Consider the following 19,749-nt stretch of genomic DNA (forward strand, 5'->3'; position numbering starts at 1 on the left):
ACCGCCGATTCTTGACATTCGGCAGACCACCAATCGGCCCAACTTCATCTGCTATTTCGCATTCCGAATCGATTTTGTCCACTCACTTGACAAATCGCGAGGGCGACTTGTACGCTTCACCCAAGCTCCTCGTCCGTGGCTCACGCAATGACCTTGATGACTGTCGAATGCCGCCCTGGTTCAGTCCGCAGCGAAGGCTCTGCCAGGGAGATTCCTGTGCTCGGCACGCTGCGCCAAGACATTGCTTCAGCGATCGAATTTCATCGCGAAGATGATGCTGTTGTCCCGGGCGACGACCTCGAAGCCGAGGTGACGATAGAAGCCGAGAGCTTTTTCGTTGCTGGGCATGACGCCGAGATGAACGCCGGGAACTCCCCGCTCACGCAAGGTCGCGAGCTCCGTCTCGATCAACCGCCTTCCCCAGCCTCCAGCCTGCGCATCGGCGAGGATATTGATGTGGAGATGCGCGGGATAGGTATCGAGAAGGGCTTCGCGTCCGCCTTCCGGCTCCGCAATGCGGGCGAGGACGGCCTCGTCCATGGGGCGTGTCGGGCGAAAATCCGCCACCTGCCTGCGCACGAAAGGCCACCACTCGGCTTCAAGGCGGCGGAAAAAGGCGCGAGTATCCGGCACCGCGAGGACGTAGCCAATCGCTCTTTCGCGGTTCGCGAGCACGAAGGCGAAGTCAGGCTCAAAGCGGGCATAAGGAACGGACCACAAATAGCCGGGGAAGCGCGGGTCGCCGAACAACTCGGTGCCGTCCTTTCCAGCGTCGGCGGTTCTCAGACAGATATCGAACAGCGCCGGTTCGTCAGCTTCTGTCGCTGGTCGAATGACCAGATCCTGCTCAACGTTCTGCATGGTCAATCTTTCCGTTCTGGGATCTGTGGAAATGCTTGGGTACGAGCGTATGGACTCGAGACGTTTGGTCAGGCAACATTAGTTCGGTCGGTTGTCAAATAGCAAGCGGAACTCGAGATTCAGCGGGTGCGGCGGAAATTTCCAGCGGTCGCCCCTCGCACAACAATTCCCTCGACGCGATCGGTCGGCCGAAGAGCGGTGGGATGACGTCGAAAACGACAAGGAAAGGGTGAGGTTAGGATGCTCCAGACTGTGAGAATGCACCTCAGTGCAGCGACGCGGAGGCGTGCGCTCGCGGCCACCGCGACTGCTGCGATGGCACTGTCGATTTCCTGTGCCGGTTCGGCTTCCGCCGCCGACCTGCCGGTATGGGACGACTATTCTTATGAGGGCCAGGTCGCCGTCATCGAGACGCTCGTCAAGAACTTCGAGGCGGCGCATCCCGACGTTGACGTCCAGCGCACGCAGCGCACCTTCGACGATCTCGCCCTAACGCTGAAGCTTGCCGTCTCGGCCGGCGACGGACCGGTGGTCACCAAGGTGAACCAGGGCGCCAAGGATATGGGCGCGATGGCCAAGGAAGGTCTCCTTCTGCCCCTCGATCCCTACATCCAGAAGTATGGCTGGACCGAGCGTCAGTCCGATTCGATCCTCGCCCGTGACCGCTGGACCAAGGACGGCAAGTTCGGCACCGGCGAGACCTACGGCATTTCCAGCCTCGGCGAGATCGTGGGCCTCTATTACAATGAGAAGGTCTTGAAGGATGCAGGCGTCTCCCTGCCGCTCAAGACTTTCGAGGACTTCTTGGAGGCTTGCGACAAGGTCAAGGCGGCCGGCGCGACGCCCATCGCCATGGGCACGGCCAAGCAACATCTCGCTCTTCACCTTCTTGCTGGAATCAGCCAGGCCCACATCGACGCATCCAAGCGCTCGGAGCTTGACGATCTTATCTATGGTCGCGGGGGCAGCTGGCAGACCCCCGGCAACGTGGAATCCGCGGCCCTTCTGCAGAAATGGGCGGAAGAGGGATACTACTTCGACGGCTTCCAGGGAATTTCGGGTGACGACGCCGTCCAGCTCTTCATCGCCGGCCAAGCCGCGTTTCTCACGTCGGGCACATGGTACTTCGGCGACATGAAGGCGAATCCCGACATCCACTTCATGGCGATCCCGGCGCCTAAGGGCGTCGAGCACCCGCTCTCTGTGGGCGGTGTCGATCCGGCCTGGGCCATCACTGCCCTTGCCAAGGATCAGGCAACGAAAGACCTCGCCGGCTCCTATATCGACTACATGGTTTCCCCCGAAGCAGCCGTTGAATGGGCCAAGGCCGGCTATCTGCCCTCGACCAAACTGCCGGATGATGCCAACATCGACATGACGCCGCTGCTCAAAGAGGGCGTCGCGATTTGGAAGTCGCTCAATGCCAACGACGCCATCGGCCACTATCCGGATTGGTCGAGCCCGACGATGCTGAAAACCATCGACGACAACATGCCTCTCCTCTTGTCGGGACGCGACACGCCTGAAGCCTTCATCGGCAAGCTTCAGGCCGATTATGCGGCCTACCTCGCCAGCAAGTAGGCTCGCATCATCAGCCAATCGCCATGGCCGCTCACCGGCCATGGCCCCTTCCGAGGAGATGGGATGAAACAGTCCGTTCTCGATGCTCCGGTGCGAAAGAACCTGATTTTCGTGCTGCCGGGCCTCTTGCTCTACTCCGCTTTCGTCCTGGGACCGATACTCGCAGCGATCTATTTGAGCTTCACCGAGTGGAACGGAATTGCGCGGCCCGATTTCATTGGTTTCTCCAACTATCTCTCGCTTCTCACCGATTCCAATTTCGTCACCGCGTTGAAGAACAACGCGCTGTTGATGGTGTTCTACTGCCTGCTGCCTCTGTTCATCGGCATGGCGTTCGCCTCCATCGTCCGATCTCTGAAGGGGCGCGAGCAGATGGCGATCCGCACGCTTCTTTTCATGCCCTACATCATGCCATCGGCCGTGCTCGGCATCGTCTGGCACTGGCTCTACAATCCGGCCTTCGGTCCGATCAACCAGATCCTCAAATCCGTGGGCCTCGGCGCGATCGCCCTGCCCTGGCTCGGTGACTTCAACTTTGCGCTGCCCTCCGTCGGCATGGTCGCCACCTGGTACTATTGTGGCTTCTGCATGGTGATCTTCCTCACCGGCCTCCAGCGGCTTGATCCGTCGATCTTCGAGGCTGCTCGCGCGGACGGTGCCGGAGCGGCCTATACGTTCCGCCGCATCACCCTGCCTCTCCTCCTGCCGGAAATCCGCATTGTTCTCCTGCTGACGATCATCGCGTCCATCAAGAGCTTCGACCTCATCTTCACGATGACCCGCGGCGGTCCGGCGAATTCGACCCTCGTTCCCAACATCTACATGTATCAGCTCGGCTTTCAGCTGAACCGGTACGGATACGCGGCGGCGGTCGCGATCGTTGGGGCGATCCTGATCTTCACCGTCAATTACATCGTCCATCGTTTTGTCCGGCCGGCGGACGGAGGTTCGCGCTGATGGCTGCCATTGCCCCCGATGCCATCAAGCGGCAGTCATTCCGCTTAGTGATGTGGCTTTTCACCCTTTTGACGATCGTGCCATTCGCGCTGCTGCTGCTCACTTCGCTCAAAAGCAAGCAGGATCTTTTCCGCGGCGCCTTTGCCCTGCCCGCCTATCCGCATTTCGAGAACTACGTCAGCGCATGGGTGGACGGCCACTTCGGCACCTACTTCTGGAACTCGATCATCGTCGTCGTTCCGGTCGTCACCTGTTCGATCGTCCTCGGGCTGTTGACCGGCTTTGCCTTTGCTTTCCTCAGCTTTCCCTTCAAGCGCTCGATCTTCGTCATCCTGACAATCGGCATGATGGTCCCCACCGAGGCGTTCATCATCCCTCTCTATTACGAGATGCGCTACCTTGGGCTCCTCAACTCCTATGCCGCGATGATCCTGCCGCAGATCGCCATGTCGCTGCCCTTCGCGACGCTTTTCATGGCGGCAACGATGCAGCAGCTACCAAAGGATGTCATGGAGGCGGCGCTGCTCGATGGCGCGTCGCGGGGGCTGATCCTGCGAAGAGTCATTGTCCCTCTTCTGAAGCCGGCGATCTCCTCCCTCGGCCTCTTCCTCTTCATCTGGACGTGGAACGAGTTCCTGATCCCGCTCATCCTCGTCAACGATGACGCATTCCGAACGATGCCGCTCGGCATGCTGTTCTTCCAGGGGCGCTACACCGTCAACACGCCGGTCCTGACGGCCGGAGCAGTGCTGGTCATCGCGCCGATCATCGTCGTCTATCTGATCTTCCAGCGCAAATTCATCGAAGGACTCACTGCGGGCGCGTCCAAATGACGTGCTGTCCAGCGAGCAGAAAGGCTTAGTCCATGAAAATCGGCGTGATTGGCCTTGGCGACCGCATCGTGACGCTCGCCCGTGAAATGAAGGCGGTCGATCCCACAATCGAGTTCGTCGCCGTCAGCGATCCGTCCACTGCCCGCTTGCCCATTCTCCAGGCCTGGGGAGATCGGCCCGAATGCTTTGACGATCCGGCGGAGATGGTCGGCAGTCGCTCCTTCGATCTCTTGATGATCGGCTCACCGAACGCGACGCACCTTGAGCATCTGCGCTTGGCGCTCCAGACGTCGACGCCATTCATATTTGCCGAGAAGCCGGTGGTCGTCTCGATAGACGAAACGCTGGAACTGGCCCGGCTGATTGCCCGGCATGACGGCATGAAGCGGCTGATGGTTGGCCTTGTGCTGCGCTATTCGACGCTTTATCGGGCCCTGCGCGCCGCTCAGAGAGACGGCCACATCGGCTCCATCATGTCGATCGAGGCGAGTGAGCATATCGCTCCCTTTCATGGCTCGTTTTTCATGCGCGACTGGCGCCGCAGCACCGCGATGTCCGGCGGCTTCATGCTGGAAAAGTGCTGCCACGACATCGACCTCTACCAGGGCGTCATCGGAGCGCGGGCGACACGCGTCGCGAGCTTCGGCGGGCGCAAGAAATACGTTCCGGAACGCCGGCCTATCATCGAACCCGCCTATCTTTCCGAAAAGCTTCCGCGCTGGGGCGGCATCAATGATGCCTTTGGCGGGGCGGCCGACATCGTCGACTATCAGGTTGCGATCGTCGAATATGCCGACGGCTCCAATCTTTGCTTCCACACCAACTTGAACGTTCCCGATCAGTTTCGGCGTTTCGCGGTCATCGGCGTCGACGGGATGGCGGAAGGCGATTTCATCCGCAACACCTTCAAGGTGACGCTCTCGGACACCGGCGAGAGCGTCATCGACATGAAGGATGTCGGCTCTGGCAGCGAGCATGGCCACTACGGCGCCGACGCGGCCATGGCCGTCGACATCCTCGCCCACATGAAGGGTGATCTCGAAAACCTGCCGCTCAGCGTAATCGACGCGCTGGAGGCGGGAGTCACCGCAATCGCGATGGATGTGGCGCGTGGCGAAGGCCGCGTCGTCGAGCTTGACGAGATCTGGGCGCGGTTCGACTCCGCTCTTGCGGGCGAGCCAGCCTGATCACTGCAACGGCGCGGCCGCAGGAGCCTGCGCCCTCATCTCGGTCGTCACGCGACGAAGCCGTGGCTGCCGACGAAGAAACGGAACGTTCATGGGTCATCTGAAGCTTCAGGCCGTCACAAAGACCTTCGGAAATGTGGAGGTCATCCGCGCCACAGACCTGACGATCGAAGAAGGCGAGTTCGTCGTCTTTGTCGGGCCGTCCGGCTGCGGCAAGTCGACGATGCTGCGCATGATCGCCGGTCTCGAGGAGATCAGCTCCGGCACCATTGCCATCGACGGGCGGGTGGTGAACGATATCGCCCCGGTCGAGCGCGGCATCGCCATGGTCTTCCAGTCCTACGCCCTCTATCCGCATATGACGGTGTTCGAGAACATCGCCTTTCCCCTGCGCGTCGCCAAACTGGCGAAAGGCGAGGTCGATCAGCGTGTGCGCCGTGCCGCCGAACTCCTGAAGCTTAGCGATCGCCTCGAATACAAGCCGGGTGAATTGTCGGGCGGTCAGCGCCAGCGCGTCGCCATCGGCCGAGCCATCGTGCGCGAGCCCTCGGTTTTCTTGTTCGATGAACCGCTTTCCAACCTCGATGCGGCGTTGCGAAGCGAGATGCGAGTGGAGCTGTCACGGCTTCACGCATCGCTCGGCAACACCATGATCTATGTGACACATGATCAGATCGAAGCGATGACCATGGCGACGAAGATCGTCGTCCTTCGTGCCGGCCGCGTCGAGCAGGTGGGTTCGCCACTCGAACTCTTTCATAAGCCAGCAAATCGCTTCGTCGCCGGATTCATCGGCAACCCGACGATGAACTTCATCGCCGCCGAGGGAATCAGCTCCTCGGCCGAGGGTGCGACGGTGCGGCTGTCAACGGGCCTCGAACTGAAGCTTCCGGTCAACGGCTCCATCGAATCGGGAGAGGCCCTCGAGTTGGGCATACGCCCAGATGATCTGGTGTTGGGAGGCGCCGACGCGCAGATCGAAATGACGCCGGAAGTCGTCGAGCGACTCGGCAATCAAAGCGTTGTTCACGGCATCACCAAGACGGACCAGCCACTCTGCGCGGTCATCGGCGGTGATCGGCCGATATCGCCCGGCAGGCCGACGCGCCTCGGGTTCGACGTGGCCAAGGCCCACCTCTTCCGAAATGATGGCACGGCACTCGAGCGCCGCGTCGACCTGCAAAGCCTGGTCGCCGACTGACGCACTCCGCTGTCGAACGGCATCACCTGACGCTATGAGAAAGCCGCTTCGCCTCAGCAATCAGGAGGATACGCTCGTTCCAATGGAGGCGCCGGGAACAAGGACGTCCAACAGCGCACGCGCGAGCCCCAGCCTTTCACGCGGGCTTGCGCTCTTGCGACGCAAGAGCAGCCGATCGTCGACCCATTCCATGTCCGGCGGCAGCTTGGTCTTCGCGATGGCCTTGAGGCGGTGCGGGCGAAAGCGCGCGGCGAGCGCCTGCGGCCCGCCATCGAGGTCTGCGATGCCGGCCTCTCGGCAGCGCACACGAATTTGCGCGAGTGCGAAGAGATCGGCCATTTCCTCCGGAATGGCTCCGAACCGATCGTCCACCTCGCTCTCCAGATCGGCAAGCACCTCGGAATCCCCGGCTTCGGCGAAGCGGGCGTAGAGGTCGAGGCGAACTTCTTCCTCGGGAATGTAGTCCTTCGGAATGCGGCCTGAGAGGCCGAGCCTGATGACCGGCATCCACTCGTCCTCGAGCGTTTCGCCCTCGGCCTTACCGATGGCCCGGTCCAGGAGATGACGGTAAAGCCGGGTTCCGATCAGCCGCAGATGGCCAGCCTGCTCCTCACCCAGAAGATCGCCCGCTCCGCGCAGCTCAAGATCGCGGGTGCTGACGCGGAAGCCCGCGCCGAGCTGATCCAGCCGTTCCAGCGACCGCAGCCGCTGCTCGGCTTCTTCCCCCAGTTCACGGCTTGCCTCTGTCATGAGAAGCACGGTGCCGCGTCGGGCGCCACGACCGACACGACCCCGCAATTGGTGCAGTTGCGCCAACCCAAACCGATCCGCCTGCCAGACGATCATCGTGTTGGCGTTGGGCACGTCGAGCCCACTTTCGATGATGTTCGTGGCAAGAAGCACATCGCCCTCACCGTCCGCGAAACCCAGCATGACGCCGTCGATCTCGGCTGGGGCCATTTCGCCGTGGGCGCTCACGAGACGAAGCTCCGGCGCGAGTGCGCGTAGCCGATCCCCCATCGATTCGAGATCATCGATGCGCGGGCAGACGACGAAACTCTGGCCGCCACGCGCTTTTTCGCGACGAAGTGCCTCCCGAACCATCGACTCATCGAACGCGGCGACAATTGTGCGAACCGGCTGGCGAGCCACGGGCGGCGTCTCGATCATGCTGAGATCCTGAAGGCCGACCAGGCTCGCTTGAAGCGAGCGGGGGATCGGGGTCGCCGTCAGCGTCAGCACGTGGGCCGAGTCCGTCAGCTTCTTTAGCTGGGTCTTCACCCGAGCGCCGAAGCGCTGTTCCTCGTCGATGACGACGAGACCGAGATCCGCGAAAGCGACCCCCTTCGCCGCCACGGCGTGGGTGCCGACGACGACGCGGATGGTCCCATCCTCGAGCCCCGCCTTCACCCGCCGGGCGTCCGCAGGTTTCACCATGCGCGAAAGCTCCGCCACCTCAATGCCCGTCCCGGCAAAGCGGCGAGCGAGCGTTCTCAGATGCTGGCGGACAAGAACGGTAGTGGGCGCGACGAAAGCAACCTGCTTGCCGGCAAAGGCCGCCGCAGCGATGGCACGCAACGCGACCTCGGTCTTGCCATAGCCGACGTCGCCGCAAATCAGCCTGTCCATGCGACGGCCAGAAGCGAGATCTGAGAGCACCGCATCGATCGCCGATGCCTGATCGGGCGTCAGCGTATAGCCGAAGCGCCCCACGAAACGCTCGTAGCGCGCCGCCTCCGGTACAAGCTCGGGCGCCTTTCTGCTTCGCCGTTCGCGCGCCGCCTCCGTCAGGCGCTCCGCGGCCGCCTCGATGGCGCTTTCCAGCTCGGCCCGCCTCTTGGCCCAACTCTCGCTGCTCAACCGGTCAAGCGAGACGGAGGCGTCGCCGCCATAGCTCCAGAGCCTGTCGATCTCCTCCACCGGAACCAACAGCGTCGCGCCGCCCTCGTAACACAGGCGAACCGCATCGGCGGCGCCGCCATCCGGCTGCGCGATCTCCTCCAGGCCGTCCAAAATGCCGATGCCGTGGTCCCGGTGAACCACCGGCTGGCCGATGCGGAATCCCACCTCTTCCGTCGCAAGCGGATCGGGTTTCCTCAAACCAGCCGCCTGCGCGTGGCTACCGAACAGGTCGCTCGCCGCCACGATGGCGATGTCCTCAAGTTTGCTGACAAAGCCGCGTTCGATCGGAGCGACGAGGCTGAGCAGGCTCGACGGCGCCGCTTCCATCACATCCTGCCAGTCCTTCGCCGGCTCTATGGATCGCCTGAGGAGCCGCGAGGCGCGTCGGCGCAATCTGTCGAGGCTCGTATCGGGGCCAGTGAGCACCACACGCCCGCCAGCTTCCAGTCGCTCGCTGACATAACTCCTGAAGGCGCTGGCGGCGGCGCGGTTCGCCGCAAATCTGGGAACAGTGCGGTCTTTTTGGCATCGCAAGTCTGTTGCCACTTCGAGCGCACGATCGGCCATCGCCTTCTTCCACTCCGCCCGATCGACGAAGAGGCGATGAGGCGTCGCCGGCGCTGGGCGCGTGGCAGCTTCCGAGCGCAGGGCGAGTTCGCTCTCGTAGCTCTCGTTGATGATGTCGAGAAACATCGCCGCCCGCTCCGCGGCACCGTTCTCGAGCAACATTTTCCTGCCCGGCGCATAGTCGAAAACGGTCACCAGTTCAGGATAGAAGCTCGACAGCCAATGCTCTCGCCCCGGAGCCGGTTCGAGACGCTCCTTCTCTTCACGCGCCTCCTCTCTTCCAGCCTCAGAGAGTGGTGCTTCCTGAGCGACGATTTCCGATGCCGGATCAATGGTCAGCTCTTCCGCTTCATCTGTGGTGCGTTGCGTCGCCGGATCGTAGGTGTGGATCGTCGTGATCAGGCCGTCTTCGTATTCGATCCGGCAGGGCAAAGGCGAAGCCGCCGGAAAAACCTCGATGACGCGACCACGGATCGCCACCTCACCGGGTTCATCGACGCGCTCGTCAACGATGTAGCCGACAGAGGTCAGGGCGGCATTGACGGCTTCAGGATCTATCGGCTCTCCCGCTCGGAAGGCGATATGGGCCTTTGGCCAAATCGACGGCGGCGGCACAAGCCGTAGGAGAGCGTCAGGCGTGGTGATGACAACAGACGGTGGCGACCGCCGATCCGTCAGCCATCGCAGGACGCCCATGCGCTGCCCCATGACCGCGCGCGAGGGAGAAGCGCTGACATAGGGCGGGCAATCCCATCCCGGAAAGTGGGCGACACCAAGGTCGGAAGCGAGCGCCCGCAGCACTTCATAGAGCGCCCTGGCTCGCAGTTCGTCGCGGGCAACGTAGAAGAGCGGACCGCCCACTGTCTGCTCGATCAGGTCGAGCAGATCGACCGCCACCGCGCCGATCGGATCATCCGCCATCAGGAGCCGATCATCCGACGCGGATTTGTTCACTGCAATGTTCATCAAACGCTCCGCGATCACCCGGTGGAGCCGACGCAACGCGCGACGGCCCAACACGATCCGCAGCTTCGCACCGGAATGGGCGAGGCTTGAGCGTCGCGGATAATCCGCATCCATCTTCTGCCGTAAGACGTGCGACGGATGCCGGATCGCGCCAGGATAACAAAGACGCAAAAGGCCATAGCGCCGACGGTGCCGGTTGCTATTGCCCATTGCTCAAGGGGCACCGACCGGACCGCCGGCCGATGCCCCTCGCCATTCGTTCAGGCTGCGGGATCGAGCTCCACCTTGATCCAGCCCTTGTCCTGAGCGTCGAAGGTCTCGTAGGCCTCGATGACGTCGGTCATCGGCTCCATCTCGGTCAGGATCGTCTCCGGCCGGAGAGCCCCCGTGCGCACCATTTCCACCAAGCGCTGTACGTATTTCTTGTGGTTGGCGTTACCCATGCGAAGCGTGAGATTCTTGTTCATCGCCGCGCCAATGGGAAAGAACATATCCGTCTGCGGGTAGACGCCGATCACCGAGAGCGTGCCGGCCTTGGCCAGCGCCTGAACCGCCCATTCGAGCGAGAGAGAGGGAGCATTGCCGGCCGCGTAGTGGGAGGCATCGGTCATGGCGGAGGCTTCGGCGATCATCTGCACCTGCCGATCGTAAAACTCCGCCCGCTTCTCGACCTCCGCCTTCATTGGCCCCTTCGTCGGGCGGAAGGCGTCAACGCCGACAACATCGATCGCGCGGTCCGGGCCAATTCCACCTGTCAGTTCGAGGATAGCCTCCAGCGGATTTTCCTCCTCGAAGTTGATCGTCTCGGCGCCGAGATCCTTCGCCTTTTGCAGGCGTTCATTCAGCCGGTCCACGGCGATCACGCGTTGCGCGCCCATGTGCCAGGCACCGAGGATCGCAAACAAGCCGACGGGGCCGCACCCCATCACCAGAACGGTCTTGCCACGACCGCTTTCGATGTCCGCCAGATCGGCCCCGAACCAGCCTGTTGACGCGATGTCGGACAGGCAGATTGCCTGATGATCGGTGATCTCCGGATGCAGCGGCACGAGATTGGCGTTGGCATACGGAATGCGGGCATATTGGGCCTGGAGCCCGTCGAACGGACCGGTCTGACCAGGGCCTCCGAAGAAGGCCGTGCCGGCGAGATGGCCGTTTGGATTGGCGTCGTCACACTGCGCCGTAAAGCCGGCCCGGCAATAGGAGCAGTGTCCGCAGGCGATGGTGGAAGGAATGACGACGCGGTCGCCCCTCCTGAAGTTGCGAACCTGTGGGCCAACTTCCTCGACAACTCCGACGCCTTCGTGCCCGAGGATCGTCCCCTCGACCATGCCGGGCATGGTGCCTCGGATCATGTGAAGATCGGTGCCGCAGATGGCGCTCGACGTGAGCCGGACGATCGCGTCGGTCGGTTCCTTGATTTGCGGATCAGGGACATTGTCCAATCGGATGTCTCGGACACCGTGAAAGACGACAGCTTTCATCTCTACCTCGAAAATTGGGGAATGAGGCCGGTCAGCCTCCGGGAGCGGGAGCCACGGTGCCCTCGGCTGTGGGAGAGACCGTGCCAGTCTCGACCGGAGCGCCGCCCCAGTAGCTGGCGCCGAAGAGCCACCACAGAACCAGAAGGACGACGACCACGCCAAGCGCGAGCCAAAGCCACGAGGAGGTTCCGCGACGGCGGACAGCCGGGTCGCCGCTTGGTGCGATCGGGTCCCGCCCGTGCACCATGCTGGGACCATCGCTATTCGGATTGCGCGGCGTCGCGGAGCGCGGCGTATCGCCGGGACGGGTTGTGTTGTTTGGCATTGTCTTCTTCCTTTCGTCCGTTGGTCCGGGGACTGCGACGAGCAATGTCAGATCCCGGCGAGCCTCTCCCAATGAGGCTCAGGCAGGGGAGGACGCGACGCGCCCTCCCCCTTCAAATGCTCGCCGATCAATCGTCAGCCGCCGCTGGAAGAGCTGCCGCCGGACGAAGAACCGCCTTTGGTCGAACTGCCCGAAGAAGAGCTGCCGGTGCTGGAACCGCTCTTGCCCGAGGTGCCACTCGCCCCACTGCCGCTGGTGCCAGACATGCCGGTTGAATCACCGGACATCGAACCCGCCATGGCCGGCGGATTGAGGATCATCAGAACCGGATCGCCATCCGGCGTGGTCGCCGAGATGAGATAGGACGTGTCGAGGATGCTGATGTTCGTATAGCCAGCCGACTGGAGAGCCTTCTGAACACGCTGCTGCCCCATGGCCCGCTGCTCGGAGGTCATCGAGTCGGACATTGTGGAGCTTGCACCTGTCCCGGTCCGGGTCTGCGGGGCGGACGACGTATCGGTCGATGTGCCGCTATTCGAACCAGACGATGACTGAGCCAAAGCCGGAGCGGCGAGCAAGGCAGACGCGCAAAGAGTTGCTGCGATAATTTTCATGGAACTTCCTCCGAAGTTGATTGATATAATCACACCCGCAAGAGATATTTTCTTGCAGCGGTCATTGGAGGAAGCCGGTAAATCCTTCAAAGTTCCGAATAATGATAAGAAAATATAATTTCACGCCAAAATTTAAGTCAGTTAAATTTAGAAGAATCAACAAGCATCATCTTCATTAAGTTGAATCGGCGCACCGTCTGCTATAGCGCACGCGATCAGAGACTGTCGGCAGGCGCCTTCCAGACGATACCGCAGGCGCCGGCCGAGAATTTGTCCGACAGTTGTTCGCTCGACGGCAGCAAGCCGAAACCGCAGGTCCTTAGAGTCCGCGTCCAGCTTGAGTGTGTACCAAATCCCGCCTCACCGCTTGGCTGTAAGATCAGCCTCCTCGCGAGAGAGGAACGCGCGCGTCAGATCAGGCAGATGGTCCTTGATCCACGAGGCCATGGCCAGTTCCTCCTCCATGATCTCGCGGCAGACGGCGGCAGTCTGCTGGTCGCCCGCCTCCTCCGCAGCAACAGCGAGAATGAGGTAGCCGCTCGCCTCGAGGTTCTCGAAGGCAAAACTCGCCATCGAGCCCTTCAACACCTCGTCGCCCGCGAACATTCCGCCCAGCCCTTGCATCGTCGCAGTCAGTGAGCCGGCCATGTCCTTCAAGGCCGAGCTATCGGTGCCGACACGCTTGATGCACTCCTCGACGCGGCTGATCTGGCTTTGCGTTTCGCGGACATGCTGGTCGATGCGCGCCCGCAGCTCCGGGTAGTGTTCCAGGCGAGAGGACTGCGCCTTCAACATCGTCTCTGCCTGCTGCTCCATCGCGTGCGCGTCGCGAAGCCACAGCCCCAGTCGGTATTGCTTGTCGCTCATCGATAACCTCTTCCTGAAATTCAGCGGCGCCGTGCCGTTCCTGGCGCTAACCGCGCACCGAAGGCGCCGTTCCTCTGCCGCCTCGGCGGCAGAGGAATAATTTGCGTTGCCAGACAATGACTTATGGAGCCGGTCAAGGATTTTGGCTGGCCCAATCGCTCATAATGCTTCGCAGCCTAACGGTATTGGTCAACGCGCCGGGTTCCTTTCGGGCCGCATCGCTTAGGTATTCAGGGCATCGGAAAGGATTCCCGGATGAGCACAGCGACCATTTCCTTCGACGGGCAGATGCTGACTGGACCAGCTGACGTTCCGCTGATCGACTTCCTGGCGGACCACGACATCCACCTGTCGCACGTCTGCTACCATCGCGCGCTCGATCCGATCGAGACATGCGACGTCTGCTGGGTGGAGCATGAAGGCGAGTTGGTGCGCGGTTGCTCCCTTCGCTCCGCCGATGGCATGACGCTGGTCAGCGCGACGCAGAAGGCCAAGGCCGCGCGCGAGGAAGGCATGGACCGGCTGCTCGCCAAGCACGAGCTCTATTGCACGGTGTGCGAGAACAACACCGGCGACTGCACGCTGCACAACACGATGGTGGACATGCACATCCCCATCCAGCGCTACGAGTTCAAGCGCAAGCCCTACGAGAAGGACGACTCCAACCCGTTCTACACCTACGATCCTGACCAGTGCATTTTGTGCGGGCGCTGCGTCGAAGCGTGCCAGAATGTCGAGGTGAACGAGACGCTGAGCATCGATTTCACCATGAAGCGCCCCGCGTTCTCTGGGATGGCGGGGAGACGATCGCCGGCTCAAGCTGCGTCAGCTGCGGCCACTGCGTTACTGTCTGCCCCTGCAATGCCTTGATGGAAAAGACGATGCAGCCGGACGCGGGTCCTTTCACCGCCATGCCGCAGGACCTGAAACGGCCGATGATCCACATCGTCAAGGCACTGGAGGATACCATCGGCGCGCCGCCGATCAGCGGCATCTCGCTGATGGACATGAAGTGGCGCCAGCCCGAGATCAAGCGGACGAAGACGGTCTGCACCTATTGCGGCGTCAGCTGTTCCTTCGAGATGTTCACCCGCGATCGCCAGATCCTGAAGGTGCAGCCGGTGGTGGAGGCGCCGGTGAACGGCATCTCGACCTGCATCAAGGGCAAATTCGCCTGGGACTTCGTCAACAGCGAGAAGCGGCTGACCACGCCGCTGATCCGCGAGAACGGCCGCTTTCGCGAGGCAAGCTGGGACGAGGCGCTCGATCTCGTCGCGCGCCGGCTCCTCGATATCCGTGACATGCACGGCCCGGACAGCATCGGCTTCATCGGGTCCAGCAAGGCGAGCAACGAGGAAGCCTACCTCACGCAGAAGATCGCGCGACTGATCGTCGGCACCAACAGCGTCGACAACTCCTCGCGCTATTGCCAGAATCCGGCGACCAAGGGGCTGTTCCGCACGGTCGGCCATGGCGGCGACGCTGGGTCTATCGAAGATATCGAGAAGGCGGATCTCGTCATCATCGTCGGCAGCAACTTGTCGGAGAACCACCCGGTCATTGCCTCCAAGGTCAAGGCCGCCAAGAAGCACCGCGGCCAGAAGCTGATCGTCGCCGACCTTCGCAAGCACGAGATGGCCGAGCGCGCCGACATCTTCATGAGGCCGAAGGCGAGCACTGATCTCGTCTGGGCCTCCACCCTCGCCCGCTACATGTTCGACCACGGCTACGCCGACACCGAATTCCTGAACAGCAAGGTGAATCAGGTCGAGGAGTACCGGAAGTCGCTCGAGCCATTCACCCTCGAGTTCGCCGAGGAGATCACGGGCATCCCCCGCGAGCAGCTCATCGAAGCCGGCGAGATGATCGGCAAGGCGAAGTCGGTCTGCCTCCTCTGGGCGATGGGCATCACCCAGCACAGCCACGGCGCAAATACCAGCACAGCGCTGTCGAACCTCCTGGTCGTCACCGGCAATTACGGACGGCCGGGCACCGGCGGCTATCCGATGCGCGGCCACAACAACGTTCAGGGCGCCAGCGACTTCGGCTGCCTGAAGAACATGTATCCGGGCTACGAAAAGGTTACCGACGACAAGGTCCGCGCCAAATGGGCGAAGGCCTGGGGCGTGGCGCCGGACGAGCTTTCCGATCAGGTGGGCGAAGATAACTTCCTCATGGTCCAGCACGCCAAGGAAGGTAAGGTGAAGGCGATGTACGTGATCGGCGAGGAGACGGCCTTCTCCGATGCCGATTCCACCAACGTGCACGAGGCTTTCACCAAGCTCGATTTCCTGGTTGTCCAGGACATCTTCCTGAGCCGCACGGCCGAATTTGCCGACGTCGTGCTCCCCGGCTGTCCCAGCGTCGAGAAGGAAGGCACTTTCGTCAACACAGAGCGGCGCATCCAGCGCTTCTACGAGGTCATGCCACCGCTCGGCGACAGCCGGCCGGATTGGCGCATCCTGACCGATCTCGCGGCCCGCATGGGCCATGACTGGGGCTACAACCATCCCTCCGAAATCATGGACGAGGTGGCGGGGATCGCGGAAATCTTCGCCGGCGTCACTTATGAGAGGCTGGAGGGGTGGAAGTCACTCTCATGGCCGGTCAAGGCGGACGGCACCGATACGCCGCTGCTCTACACCGACGGCTTCCACACGGACGACGGCAAGGCGGTGCTCTTCCCGCTCGAATGGGAAAAGCCCGCCGAGGAAGCGGACGGCGAATACGACCTCATCCTCGACAATGGCCGGATGCTCGAGCAATTCCAGTCGACCAATCAGACCGGCCGCGGGCCACGCATCTGGTCGCTGTCGCCCAACTGGTTCGTCGAGGTCAGCCCCGAGCTGGCACAGGAACTCGGCATCTCGGAAGGAACCTGGCTGGAAGTCACCTCGCGGCGCGGCACGGTCGAGGTGCCGGCGGTCATCACGGACCGGGTCAGCGGGCGCGACCTCTTCATGCCCATCCACCAGGGCAAGCCCGGTATCAACAAGCTGACCGGAGAGCACCACGATCCCGACGTCAACACGCCGGCCTACAAGGAGACGGCGGTGAAGGTGCGGGTGATGGACCGGACGATGGATCATTCGCCGTTGCCGCCGGAGAACTTCCGAAATGGCCACCGGACGCCGATGGCCGGCGTCGAGGTGGAGGTCAAATGGCGCCAGGACGATTATGTCCAGCCGCCCCAACACACGTCTCGTCCGGAGAGGTTCTGATGGCGGAACGCATCGACTACGACGTCAAGCCGACGAAGATCGGCCCGGATGCACACGAGGAGCTGGAGCGGCTGCTCCAAACCCTGCACGAACATGGCGCGCTGCGGCTGGCCAACGACCTTGTTGGCGCCAACCCGCAGATCGCCAAGGTGCTGGTGGACGGGCTGGCCAAGCCGGGCTCGCTCAATGCCGCCCAAAACCTGTCGATCCTCCTGATGGCGCTCTCGCGAATCGAGCCGGCGCAGTTCTACCGCGTCGTTTTCGCCATCAAGGACGGGCTCAATGGCGTTGGGTCCTATGCCCCACCCGGCGGCCTGGAGGAAGGAGCGCCCGGCCTCAGCGGCGCCTATAAGCTGCTGCAGGACGACGATCTCTGGCACGCCCTGATGCCGCTCTTGGCCGGGCTGAAGGCCTTCGCCAGCGGCCTCGACCGCAAGGTGGAAAAGCCGATCTCCGCCTTTACGGGAAAGCCAAGCAACTCTTGAAGCGACTAAGGGCTCGCCGTCCGGCAGCGGCGGCGCTCCCAAAGGCACCGCCCTCAAGCCGGTGTCAGGCCTCGGCCCAACCAGAGTCTCCGTTCTAGTCGAGGTAGAAGGACCGACGTCCCTCGGCCAAGGCCTCGGCCCGACTGACGCCGATATCGCGCAAATGCTCGTCCGAAAGTTCGAGAAGGTGCCGTCTGCTCCGGCTCAAGCCGTGCCAGCGTCTCAGAGCAGTCCATAGCCGAATATGCAGGAGCGCAAGCGACGCCCGTCGTTCATATCCGATTGTCACCCTTTCCGATCTATAATGGGCCATATTGCACCCCTTCCTCAGCGATTGGACTTGCCTGCATTCATATTCATGGGGTACATTTCGACAAGATAGAAAATTGCTACGGTGACAAGTTTGCTTTTTCAGCCGGTCGAGGGCGATGGCCCCTACTATGTCCGCTTGGCCGACGCCATTGCGGTAGCAATTACCGAGGGAAAGATCGCGGCGGGGCAGAAGCTTCCGCCGCAGCGCAATCTCGCCTTCGACCTCGGGGTTACGATCGGAACGATCGGGCGAACTTACACCCTCCTCCACCAGCGCGGCCTTGTCAGCGGCGAAGTAGGTCGAGGCACCTATGTCGCCCCCCCGAAAAGCGATCCCGTCCGAGGATCGGGCCAGGCACCCAGCTTCGAGTTCAGCGGGACACGGTTTCACGAGCCACCCGAAGACAAACTTCGCCTGGATACGACCGCTGCCCCGGATATCGGGCAGAGCAGCATCGTCGGCGAAGTTTTGGCCGCCATCACGCGGGATCAACCTGTCGCCGTTTCAAGCTACTCGCGCGTTCACCCACAGCATTGGCTGGATGCCGGGGTTTCATGGCTGTCGCGTAGCGCCTGGCGCCCCACGGCGGACACCATCGTTCCGACGCTCGGCGCTCACGCCGGAGCCATGGCGGTGATCGCGGCCATGAGTTCTCCTGGCGACGCGGTGGCGTTTGAAGCCCTCACCTACAGCCAATTTGCTCGCAGTGCCCGGCTGATCGGGCGGGAGATCCTGCCCGTCGGCCTCGATGAGGAAGGCATGGTGCCGGACGAGTTCGAACGCGCCTGCGTCGAGCGCCGGCTGAAACTGGCCTTCCTGATGCCGTCGGCTCACAACCCCACCCTCGCCATCATGAGCGAGGAGCGGCGAAGGGCCTTGGCGGACATCGCGCGACGCCACGACGTCTGGCTGATCGAGGATGACATCTACGGCAGCCTTATCGGCGGAGAGACGCCGCTTCTCGCCAGCTTCGCGCCCGAGCGCACCTTCGTCGTCGGAAGTCTGTCCAAGGCCGTCGCGGCCGGTATTCGATGCGGCTGGGTGGCTTGCCCGGAGAACTTCAGCTCGCGCATCAAGATCACCCACAAGATGATCACCGGCGGCCTGTCCTTCGTTTTGGCGGAGGCTGGCGCCCGCCTTGTTTTCAGCGGCGCGGCGGAAGATATCCGCGATCGCGTACGCCAGGAGATCGTGGCCCGCGAAGCGATCGCGCGTAGAGCTCTCGATGGCTACGATCTCGTCTCTCGTCCGACCCTGCCGTACCTTTGGCTGAAGCTGCCGGGCGAATGGCTGTCCGGTACGTTCAAGAACGCCGCCCTCCAGCAGGGCATGCTGGTCGACGACGAGGACGAGTTCAAGGCGGGGCGCATCGAGCGGGTCTACCACCGTGCGCGCATCGGCTTTTCCTCGGCGACGCGCGAGGAGATGGGCAACGCGCTCTTTCATCTTCGCAGGATCATCGACGCCGGCGTGGTCGGCTATGACGCGGAAGCCTGACGGCAGCGCCTACTTTTGCCCGCGCTCCCGCCACCAGATGGTGAGGCCGCTGGCGATGAGCAGCCCTGTTCCGGCCATCATGGGAAGGGTCAGGGAGTCGCCGAACAGGACGATCGTATAGATCGTCGCAAAGAGCACCTGGCTATAGAGGAAGGGCGAAAGCACCGAGGCCGGGGCATGGGCGAAGCCCCGAACGAGACAGCCGTGGCCAAGCGCACCGAAGAGGCCGAGCGCGGCCATCTCGAAGAGTTGCCACCCTGTCGGTGCCACCCAGACCGTCGGCACCAGCAGGCTGATGACGACCGCGCCTGCGGCCGTCGTGTGGAACAAGGCCGCGAGCCCTTCCTGCGGCCCGGAAAGAGTGCGGGTCAGCATGAAGTAGCCGGCCAGCGCGAAAGCCGCGAAAAGCGGCAGAAGCAGATAGGGATTTGCATCGCCAAAACCTGGGCGCACGACGAGCAGCACGCCAGCGAAGCCCGCAACCACCGCGCCAATCCGGTAAATGCCGATGCTTTCGCCAAGGAACAGCGCCGAGAGCAGCGTCACCAACACCGGCGCGAAGAACTGGATGGCCGTAGCGTCGGCGAGCGAGATGTGTGGCATCGCGGTATAAATCAGCACCGTGACGACGATGAGCAGCGCACCGCGCGTGATTTGGAGCACCGGCCGCTTCGTTACGAGGAAGCGCCGGCCTGTCAGCGCGACGAGCATCCCCGTCATCGCCAGCGTATGAAAGAAATACCGCGCCCAGACCACCTGTAAGACGGGCAGCTCCGCCGTTAGAGCCTTCCCGATCCCATCCATGGAGGCGATGAGAAAGCCGGCGGTGAGGATATAGGCGATGCCTCTGAGAACGTTGGTGGAAGAAGTCACGACAGGAAGGTCCGG

General features: G+C 62.4%; 17 protein-coding genes. 9 read left to right on the forward strand and 8 right to left on the reverse strand.

Annotation, left to right across the window (positions count from 1 at the left end):
• Positions 1 to 246: 246 nt before the first annotated feature.
• Positions 247 to 861 (reverse strand): GNAT family N-acetyltransferase, encoded by a 615-nt coding sequence (locus B5D38_RS10590; RefSeq protein ID WP_078708392.1) that lies wholly within the window; start codon positions 859 to 861, stop codon positions 247 to 249.
• Between the two features lie 240 nt (positions 862 to 1,101).
• Here B5D38_RS10590 and B5D38_RS10595 point away from each other — a divergent pair, with 240 nt between their 5' ends.
• From B5D38_RS10595 to B5D38_RS10615, 5 genes are all read left to right on the forward strand, one after another.
• Complete coding sequence (locus B5D38_RS10595; protein WP_078708393.1) at positions 1,102 to 2,442, forward strand: extracellular solute-binding protein; 1,341 nt, start codon at positions 1,102 to 1,104, stop codon at positions 2,440 to 2,442.
• Between the two features lie 63 nt (positions 2,443 to 2,505).
• A complete protein-coding gene (locus B5D38_RS10600) occupies positions 2,506 to 3,399 on the forward strand; it encodes a carbohydrate ABC transporter permease (protein ID WP_078708394.1) in 894 nt (297 codons plus the stop codon).
• Positions 3,399 to 4,232 carry a carbohydrate ABC transporter permease gene (locus tag B5D38_RS10605; RefSeq protein WP_078708395.1) on the forward strand — a complete coding sequence of 278 codons (834 nt, stop codon included), beginning with the start codon at positions 3,399 to 3,401 and terminating at the stop codon, positions 4,230 to 4,232. The genes B5D38_RS10600 and B5D38_RS10605 overlap by 1 nt, the downstream gene beginning before the upstream one ends.
• A 32-nt stretch (positions 4,233 to 4,264) precedes the next feature.
• Complete coding sequence (locus tag B5D38_RS10610; protein WP_078708396.1) at positions 4,265 to 5,419, forward strand: Gfo/Idh/MocA family protein; 1,155 nt, start codon at positions 4,265 to 4,267, stop codon at positions 5,417 to 5,419.
• 91 nt (positions 5,420 to 5,510) lie between these two features.
• Entirely contained in the window at positions 5,511 to 6,620 is a 1,110-nt protein-coding gene (locus B5D38_RS10615; protein ID WP_078708397.1) for an ABC transporter ATP-binding protein, read from the forward strand.
• 60 nt (positions 6,621 to 6,680) lie between these two features.
• Here the strand turns inward: B5D38_RS10615 and mfd are convergent, their stop codons facing one another.
• The 5 genes from mfd to B5D38_RS10640 all read right to left on the reverse strand — a co-directional run bounded on the left by mfd (position 6,681) and on the right by B5D38_RS10640 (position 13,345).
• Entirely contained in the window at positions 6,681 to 10,055 is a 3,375-nt protein-coding gene (gene mfd / locus B5D38_RS10620) for a transcription-repair coupling factor (RefSeq protein ID WP_078708501.1), read from the reverse strand.
• A 260-nt stretch (positions 10,056 to 10,315) separates the two neighbouring features.
• Positions 10,316 to 11,539, reverse strand: coding sequence for an alcohol dehydrogenase catalytic domain-containing protein (locus B5D38_RS10625; protein ID WP_078708398.1), 1,224 nt, complete (start codon positions 11,537 to 11,539; stop codon positions 10,316 to 10,318).
• 31 nt (positions 11,540 to 11,570) lie between these two features.
• Positions 11,571 to 11,864: a hypothetical protein gene (locus B5D38_RS10630; protein ID WP_078708399.1), complete on the reverse strand. Its 294-nt coding sequence runs from the start codon at positions 11,862 to 11,864 to the stop codon at positions 11,571 to 11,573.
• Between the two features lie 134 nt (positions 11,865 to 11,998).
• Positions 11,999 to 12,331: a hypothetical protein gene (locus tag B5D38_RS10635; RefSeq protein WP_207552929.1), complete on the reverse strand. Its 333-nt coding sequence runs from the start codon at positions 12,329 to 12,331 to the stop codon at positions 11,999 to 12,001.
• Positions 12,332 to 12,838: 507 nt separating this feature from the next.
• Positions 12,839 to 13,345, reverse strand: a complete 507-nt coding sequence (locus B5D38_RS10640) for a ferritin-like domain-containing protein (protein WP_078708401.1) — start codon at positions 13,343 to 13,345, stop codon at positions 12,839 to 12,841.
• A 255-nt stretch (positions 13,346 to 13,600) separates the two neighbouring features.
• Between B5D38_RS10640 and B5D38_RS22380 the strand changes: the two genes are divergently transcribed.
• From B5D38_RS22380 to B5D38_RS10650, 3 genes are read left to right on the forward strand one after another with little or no spacing between them, the layout of a single operon-like run.
• Positions 13,601 to 14,215, forward strand: coding sequence for a 2Fe-2S iron-sulfur cluster-binding protein (locus B5D38_RS22380; RefSeq protein ID WP_207552930.1), 615 nt, complete (start codon positions 13,601 to 13,603; stop codon positions 14,213 to 14,215).
• Positions 14,216 to 14,226: 11 nt separating this feature from the next.
• Positions 14,227 to 16,566, forward strand: coding sequence for a formate dehydrogenase subunit alpha (gene fdhF, locus B5D38_RS10645; RefSeq protein WP_207552931.1), 2,340 nt, complete (start codon positions 14,227 to 14,229; stop codon positions 16,564 to 16,566).
• Positions 16,566 to 17,051 carry a helical membrane plugin domain-containing protein gene (locus tag B5D38_RS10650; protein ID WP_078708402.1) on the forward strand — a complete coding sequence of 162 codons (486 nt, stop codon included), beginning with the start codon at positions 16,566 to 16,568 and terminating at the stop codon, positions 17,049 to 17,051. Before fdhF ends, B5D38_RS10650 begins: the two co-directional genes overlap by 1 nt.
• A 94-nt stretch (positions 17,052 to 17,145) precedes the next feature.
• Here B5D38_RS10650 and B5D38_RS10655 read toward each other — a convergent pair whose 3' ends face one another.
• Complete coding sequence (locus B5D38_RS10655) at positions 17,146 to 17,364, reverse strand: DUF1127 domain-containing protein (RefSeq protein ID WP_078708403.1); 219 nt, start codon at positions 17,362 to 17,364, stop codon at positions 17,146 to 17,148.
• Between the two features lie 81 nt (positions 17,365 to 17,445).
• Here B5D38_RS10655 and B5D38_RS10660 point away from each other — a divergent pair, with 81 nt between their 5' ends.
• Positions 17,446 to 18,861: an aminotransferase-like domain-containing protein gene (locus B5D38_RS10660; RefSeq protein ID WP_078708404.1), complete on the forward strand. Its 1,416-nt coding sequence runs from the start codon at positions 17,446 to 17,448 to the stop codon at positions 18,859 to 18,861.
• A gap of 9 nt (positions 18,862 to 18,870) precedes the next feature.
• On the opposite strand, the gene B5D38_RS10665 is transcribed toward B5D38_RS10660, so the two are convergent.
• Complete coding sequence (locus tag B5D38_RS10665) at positions 18,871 to 19,734, reverse strand: DMT family transporter (RefSeq protein ID WP_245319115.1); 864 nt, start codon at positions 19,732 to 19,734, stop codon at positions 18,871 to 18,873.
• Positions 19,735 to 19,749 lie beyond the last annotated feature (15 nt).

This window comes from Consotaella salsifontis, from assembly GCF_900167365.1.
Lineage (GTDB): Bacteria > Pseudomonadota > Alphaproteobacteria > Rhizobiales > Rhizobiaceae > Consotaella > Consotaella salsifontis.

Excerpts from the sequence above, each read along its gene's own strand:
- B5D38_RS22380 (WP_207552930.1), top strand. The coding sequence starts at position 13,601 with ATGAGCACAGCGACCATTTCCTTCGACGGGCAGATGCTGACTGGACCA.
- B5D38_RS10605 (WP_078708395.1), top strand. The coding sequence starts at position 3,399 with ATGGCTGCCATTGCCCCCGATGCCATCAAGCGGCAGTCATTCCGCTTA.
- B5D38_RS10600 (WP_078708394.1), top strand. The coding sequence starts at position 2,506 with ATGAAACAGTCCGTTCTCGATGCTCCGGTGCGAAAGAACCTGATTTTC.
- B5D38_RS10625 (WP_078708398.1), bottom strand. The coding sequence starts at position 11,539 with ATGAAAGCTGTCGTCTTTCACGGTGTCCGAGACATCCGATTGGACAAT.
- B5D38_RS10650 (WP_078708402.1), top strand. The coding sequence starts at position 16,566 with ATGGCGGAACGCATCGACTACGACGTCAAGCCGACGAAGATCGGCCCG.
- B5D38_RS10590 (WP_078708392.1), bottom strand. The coding sequence starts at position 861 with ATGCAGAACGTTGAGCAGGATCTGGTCATTCGACCAGCGACAGAAGCT.
- B5D38_RS10595 (WP_078708393.1), top strand. The coding sequence starts at position 1,102 with ATGCTCCAGACTGTGAGAATGCACCTCAGTGCAGCGACGCGGAGGCGT.
- B5D38_RS10630 (WP_078708399.1), bottom strand. The coding sequence starts at position 11,864 with ATGCCAAACAACACAACCCGTCCCGGCGATACGCCGCGCTCCGCGACG.
- mfd (WP_078708501.1), bottom strand. The coding sequence starts at position 10,055 with ATGAACATTGCAGTGAACAAATCCGCGTCGGATGATCGGCTCCTGATG.
- B5D38_RS10655 (WP_078708403.1), bottom strand. The coding sequence starts at position 17,364 with ATGGCCCATTATAGATCGGAAAGGGTGACAATCGGATATGAACGACGG.
- B5D38_RS10610 (WP_078708396.1), top strand. The coding sequence starts at position 4,265 with ATGAAAATCGGCGTGATTGGCCTTGGCGACCGCATCGTGACGCTCGCC.
- B5D38_RS10640 (WP_078708401.1), bottom strand. The coding sequence starts at position 13,345 with ATGAGCGACAAGCAATACCGACTGGGGCTGTGGCTTCGCGACGCGCAC.
- fdhF (WP_207552931.1), top strand. The coding sequence starts at position 14,227 with ATGCAGCCGGACGCGGGTCCTTTCACCGCCATGCCGCAGGACCTGAAA.
- B5D38_RS10615 (WP_078708397.1), top strand. The coding sequence starts at position 5,511 with ATGGGTCATCTGAAGCTTCAGGCCGTCACAAAGACCTTCGGAAATGTG.
- B5D38_RS10635 (WP_207552929.1), bottom strand. The coding sequence starts at position 12,331 with ATGTCCGACTCGATGACCTCCGAGCAGCGGGCCATGGGGCAGCAGCGT.